Source organism: Candidatus Limimorpha sp. (assembly GCF_056203535.1).
Genome location: NZ_JBADWU010000043.1, coordinates 1 through 4,964, shown reverse-complemented (window position 1 = coordinate 4,964; position 4,964 = coordinate 1). Strand labels below are relative to the sequence as shown.

Here is a 4,964-nt window from a genome sequence, read left to right as displayed (position 1 = left end):
TGTCCTCTCTTCCGAATCAAATAATCCTTGGTTGCCAAGCTTTCTGTATGCCCTTTTGCATGTGTCCATTTTCTCTTCAAATTTTCGGCAAATATACAAATATTTATCTGAATATCAAAGAGTTTTATTTAGAAATGCCCTATAATCAATTTGGGTGAAAAATGGCAAATTGAGCGGATTATAAGTTAAGGTTTGCTTCAGCTATCCGTTTCTCAATATGCGCAAAGATTTTCTTGTAGGCGGCGCAAAGGAAGGTCTTGCTGCGGAAATCGCCAGATTTGAGGAAACCGTCGTGCAGACAACCTCCGTGGCAGATGTCTAACCATTTGCAGTTCTTACAATTGCCTTTCTCAATGTATTCCGAACGCTTGTAGATTTCACTTTGCTTGATGCGTGGTAGGATGTCCAATAGCGTTTCCTTATGCAAGTTGCCATAGGAATAGTGAAGTAAATCGTCATCGCAGAAGCGGCCGCATGGCATCACATCGCCTGTGGGCGCAATGGCGAAGAAGTTGTCCTGACAGTTTCTGCCGAACATACAGCCTGTGGTCTTCTTGGAAACGATGTTGCTGGCGATTTCCACGAAATTGGACTCGGTGATTTCTCCTTGGTTGTCATCGAACCACAAATCAAACAATTCTATTGACATTTGGGCATATTCCGATGGCGTAATACCGTATTCATCCAAATTATTGGTAGCCTCGCCAGCCGAAAACAAGGGGTTGAACTTGAAGCTCAACTTGTTTTCTTTCATGAAGTTATATAGTTCGGGGATGTGTCCGATGTGTTTCTTCCCAGCAACCACGATGCATCCGGGACTGATACCTTTCTCCCTACAAAGTGCTAGTTTCGACATGATAAGGTCGAATGTAGGTTGCTCGTTGATGCCCACACGCTGTTGGTCGTGGATGGCCTTGGTGCCGTCCAACGAAAAGCCAGGGCGGACATTGTATTGCAAAAACAGGTCGATGAATTCTTCCGTGACTAATGAAAGATTGGTTTGGATGCTGTTTTGGTAGTTAACGCCCTCCAACTCCTGTTTCATGAAGGCAAAAATCTCCCGATAGTTCTCTATGCCCCACAGCAAAGGCTCACCGCCATGCCAAATGAAAGTGACCTTTTGGCGCGGATGGCTTTTCAGAAAGTATTTTAGCTGAAGGATGATTTGCTTGGCAAAGGCAAGGCTGAAAGTGTCCTTATGAGTTTTGGTTTCGTTGCTCAAATAGCAGTATTTGCAACGGAAGTTACAAGCGTATGTTGGCTTTAAAATAATAGTCATTACACGATTTTTTCCTATAAAACTTCTTCAAGGTTGATTGTAAAGTATTATTGAAAATTGGTTCTATTTTGATTTGTTTGGCATAGAATTTCTTATTTTTCTAATTCAGGGACAAATGATTGATCTACAACATTATATTTCTTAACCCACCATGGGCCAGATGTTTTTTTAGTCCCATAACGGTTTTCATAAATGAGATACAGCTTAATTTTTATTGCCTTTGTTTCTACCACTTTGTCGACTGCAAGCTTTCTAAATGGTAAGACGGTCGCTTTTTCTTCTCTTATATTTGCTTTCACAATAGGTAGTTCCTTGGCCTCGTGATATACGATGTTCGTGTCAGCATCAAGTAGCTCAACAAAACAAGTAACATTATAAGCGGCGAATAATAAAGAATCATTGACAATGTGGATGTTCCTTTTCAAAAACAATTCTTCTCTTTTACTACCATTAAAGTTAGTAAAAGTTATCTTTTCTTGTGGTTGGTTGTATGTTTTGATTTTAATCCGTGGTTTAAATGCTTCTGTAGGAATAAACCAAATAATAAACGTAGCAATAGCACCTGCTACTGCGCCAATTATTATCGATATTATCTGCTCAGATGTTAGTATTGAGATAAACATTATGTAAGTAAATAATTCATTTTTCAGGTCCAATCACTATTTGAATCACCATAATCTGAATAATCAGAATAATCAGAATAATCAGAATGTTCTGAATAATCTTGAAAAGACGGATATGTCTCCATCTTCTCTTTTATCCGTTTCTGAATGGTTTCTAAAGCAAATGTCATTTCTTTCATAGTATAATATGATTCAATTGGGATAACTAATTGGCCGTATTGACACCATTTAATACACAACAATCCACATAAGCGTTGTGGTCGATGTGTTCCCAATGGCCTTCGTTTAGGATACCCCCTACCGCTTTTTCATTAATCCTATGCAGAATAGCTTCCTGCGCAAAAGTCCTATTACTCATAATCCTATAGTTTAATTTGTTGAAAAAGAGAGTGCCATAACTCTATGCACACTCTCTTTGTAAACTGACACAATTTATTGTAACTTAAATGCTTTAAATTCAACATATAATTGGTCTATTTTTGGAGCACTATACCGATAATTTAATGTTTGTGTAGCTTCTATTTCGGGTTTATATACATAAGTCTCACCCGCTTGTAATACAATTGATTTAGTCGCAAGTACTTTTGCTGGGATAGCTCTACCATATTCTTCTGTTGCTTGTGTAAACAAGGATATGTCAACACTGACTCCGCATGAGTTGCAATTCTTAAATTCCCATCCACAGTATTGAGTCGAATAGGTTTGGGAAGAATTACCACAATAATATTCCTTTCCTCCTTCGTAAATCACTCTTCTGCTTTCAATCCCTCTAACTTCCTGAGAGAATAAACTCATAGATGCAAAACAAATCAAAACGGTTAAAACTGCCATTATCTTTTTCATTTTATTTTACCCTAAATTCGTGCCGGGCGCAACTTCTAATTTGTTGTTATTTAATTGCTTGTTATTTGCCTAATCGTCGTCTCTTGGGTCTCTCTTGATGGGTTGCCTTCCTAATTGAATTGTCACATATTTTTCGTTTCCGATAGGTACTTCATCTGGCCATGCGTAAACGGTTCTTGAGGCAGATTGTCCACAGCGGATAGTTTCTTGGTAATAATCACTAACTCGATTACCTTTGTATGACAAGTACCATTCGAAGCAAAAGCTGTTTATTTCGCCTTGTTCGTTTCTGTTGTTATTAACAAGAGTAACTGTGTATGAGTTGTTCGAATTGGTTGTTATGGAACCGATGCTTATTCCTTGTGTGGAGGATATGGTAACATAGTCGGGTTCGATGAAGCGGGGAGTTACATAGGCTTGAGCTTTTGCTGTGAGAATGCCTATTCCTAAAACAAGTATGATTAAAACCAGTACTTTCTTCATTGTTAGATTTGGATTAAATTATTTTACACCGCAAAACTAAATATAAACTATTCTATTTCAGGAGTTTCTATCTAACTCTTTTTACCATAAAAACTGAAAGATTTTACCACAAAACCACAACCGTTATTTCGTTTTCTCCGCCTCCAAATACGCCGAACATTCCTTGAAGAAGTCATAATCCAAGGCCTTGCAAATCTCGAAGAGCAAGGGCATGGAAATCCATTGCGAACGGTAGGCTTTGTAGATGTTCTCGGGGGTGCAGTGTACTTGCTTGGCAAGCCAGGTGGCGGTGCGGCCTTGGCGAGCAAGTTCAGCTTTGAGAAGCTGGCCAATGTGGAAGTCGTTAGTGTCTTGTGGCGTGTTAGTATTCATGGCGTTAGGCGTTTGTTAGGGCTTCCGCCCTTGTCTGTAAGCCATGAAAAAAGGCGCTCACCTTTCGTTTCATTGCTTATTAACTTAGTCGGCATCGCCAAACGCCTTGAACACTAATAAGCACGAAAAAGTTTGCGCCTTAAAAACGCAAACTTTCCGCTTCTTAATTCTCGTGTTCGTTAAATTTGGCGATTTTACTAAGTGAGAACAAGAGCGTAAAGCTCGGGGGTTATGTTATGTTAGGATGGTTTACTTGTCTTTGTTTTTATCTGTTGGGTTAGGTTGTTTATTCAATTATTTGTCTTGCCCATTCAGGCAGTTGCTCCACATATTTTTTCGCAATGATGCCGTCGGAAAGGCGGATGAGCAATTGCTGCTCGGCATCATCAACAGAGTTGTCATATAAATAGGTACGGTCAACCTTGGTTGCAATGTACTTGCAGTTGAGGATGGACTTTTGATAACGCGAGATAACCTTGGTAATTGGCACATCGTGTCCACCTTTCATCACCCGTTGGGCAATGCGTGAGGCATTGACGGCAGGTGATTTTGTGCAGACGAAAAACAACCTGACGAAGAAATCTGCTTCTTTTGCCCTTTCAATGTAGTCGATTTTGTCTTTGGCAGATAAAACCGTTTCAAAAATCAGGCTTTTACGTTCAACCAAGCACTTTTCTCGCCATTCTTCGCAATAAACCACTGCTTTTTTAATCGCCTCCATGGAGTTCCAATCGCCGAATTTTTCTTGTGCAACAATGTCAGGATTGATGTAAACCGAATCCTCCATCCATTCATGTTGAAGGATTTTGCTGGTTACGGAAGTTTTTCCACTTCCGTTGGGTCCAGCAATTACAATTAAAACCGGTTTTCTGCCCTCCGTGCGCATTAGTTGTTGCCGTATTGTTGTTGATACATCAGGCTGATTTCATCGAAAAACCTTTCCAAGGCCTCTTCATTGCTTTGTTTTGCTTCCTCCGCCACCTCGCGCATGATATACGCCAGCATCTCGTCCGTCGGTTCTTCCAACGAAGTCAAGCGGTAGGCGTTGATTTCTTTCTCTGACATGACTTTCTGTTGTTATTGCACCTGCAAAAATACGCTTTTTTTCGTAATCCATGCCCGTTTTCGTCAACATTTCGATAAAAAACATACCAGAAGTTTCGGCTTGAACTTAGCTCAAAACAAGTGGTCTAACGAAACTATTTTTCTTGAAAATTAGTTTTAGGGGACTTCTATTTTTAGCATTTTCGCGCCATTCCTCTGAACTTCGTGAAGTCCATTAGCCAAATTTCAAAGTGAATGACACGGCAAATTTACAAATTTTCTTTCAATCTCTAACCTTTCATTATTATTTTATATTTTAT

9 protein-coding genes are annotated in these 4,964 nt (G+C 39.5%); all 9 read right to left on the bottom strand.

Annotated elements, in window-relative coordinates; all coding sequences use genetic code 11:
- Window positions 1-178: 178 nt before the first annotated feature.
- The gene (locus tag AC06MN_RS04820; RefSeq protein WP_475671223.1) at window positions 179-1,279 is read right to left on the bottom strand and encodes a radical SAM protein; all 1,101 of its coding nucleotides are present in this window, start codon (window positions 1,277-1,279) and stop codon (window positions 179-181) included.
- Window positions 1,280-1,371: 92 nt separating this feature from the next.
- Window positions 1,372-1,902: a hypothetical protein gene (locus AC06MN_RS04815; protein WP_475671222.1), complete on the bottom strand. Its 531-nt coding sequence runs from the start codon at window positions 1,900-1,902 to the stop codon at window positions 1,372-1,374.
- A gap of 23 nt (window positions 1,903-1,925) precedes the next feature.
- Complete coding sequence (locus AC06MN_RS04810) at window positions 1,926-2,081, bottom strand: hypothetical protein (protein WP_475671221.1); 156 nt, start codon at window positions 2,079-2,081, stop codon at window positions 1,926-1,928.
- A 26-nt stretch (window positions 2,082-2,107) separates the two neighbouring features.
- Entirely contained in the window at window positions 2,108-2,260 is a 153-nt protein-coding gene (locus AC06MN_RS04805; RefSeq protein ID WP_475671220.1) for a hypothetical protein, read from the bottom strand.
- 74 nt (window positions 2,261-2,334) lie between these two features.
- Window positions 2,335-2,745 (bottom strand): hypothetical protein, encoded by a 411-nt coding sequence (locus AC06MN_RS04800; protein ID WP_475671219.1) that lies wholly within the window; start codon window positions 2,743-2,745, stop codon window positions 2,335-2,337.
- Window positions 2,746-2,814: 69 nt separating this feature from the next.
- Entirely contained in the window at window positions 2,815-3,228 is a 414-nt protein-coding gene (locus AC06MN_RS04795; protein WP_475671218.1) for a hypothetical protein, read from the bottom strand.
- Between the two features lie 123 nt (window positions 3,229-3,351).
- Window positions 3,352-3,600 carry an XRE family transcriptional regulator gene (locus AC06MN_RS04790; protein WP_475671217.1) on the bottom strand — a complete coding sequence of 83 codons (249 nt, stop codon included), beginning with the start codon at window positions 3,598-3,600 and terminating at the stop codon, window positions 3,352-3,354.
- Between the two features lie 286 nt (window positions 3,601-3,886).
- A complete protein-coding gene (locus tag AC06MN_RS04785) occupies window positions 3,887-4,486 on the bottom strand; it encodes an ATPase (protein WP_475671216.1) in 600 nt (199 codons plus the stop codon).
- Entirely contained in the window at window positions 4,486-4,665 is a 180-nt protein-coding gene (locus AC06MN_RS04780; protein WP_475671215.1) for a hypothetical protein, read from the bottom strand. The genes AC06MN_RS04785 and AC06MN_RS04780 overlap by 1 nt, the downstream gene beginning before the upstream one ends.
- Window positions 4,666-4,964 lie beyond the last annotated feature (299 nt).

Coding starts and splice junctions, on each gene's coding strand:
- AC06MN_RS04785 (WP_475671216.1), bottom strand. CDS start 4,486: ATGCGCACGGAGGGCAGAAAACCGGTTTTAATTGTAATTGCTGGACCC.
- AC06MN_RS04800 (WP_475671219.1), bottom strand. CDS start 2,745: ATGAAAAAGATAATGGCAGTTTTAACCGTTTTGATTTGTTTTGCATCT.
- AC06MN_RS04805 (WP_475671220.1), bottom strand. CDS start 2,260: ATGAGTAATAGGACTTTTGCGCAGGAAGCTATTCTGCATAGGATTAAT.
- AC06MN_RS04815 (WP_475671222.1), bottom strand. CDS start 1,902: ATGTTTATCTCAATACTAACATCTGAGCAGATAATATCGATAATAATT.
- AC06MN_RS04810 (WP_475671221.1), bottom strand. CDS start 2,081: ATGAAAGAAATGACATTTGCTTTAGAAACCATTCAGAAACGGATAAAA.
- AC06MN_RS04790 (WP_475671217.1), bottom strand. CDS start 3,600: ATGAATACTAACACGCCACAAGACACTAACGACTTCCACATTGGCCAG.
- AC06MN_RS04780 (WP_475671215.1), bottom strand. CDS start 4,665: ATGTCAGAGAAAGAAATCAACGCCTACCGCTTGACTTCGTTGGAAGAA.
- AC06MN_RS04795 (WP_475671218.1), bottom strand. CDS start 3,228: ATGAAGAAAGTACTGGTTTTAATCATACTTGTTTTAGGAATAGGCATT.
- AC06MN_RS04820 (WP_475671223.1), bottom strand. CDS start 1,279: ATGACTATTATTTTAAAGCCAACATACGCTTGTAACTTCCGTTGCAAA.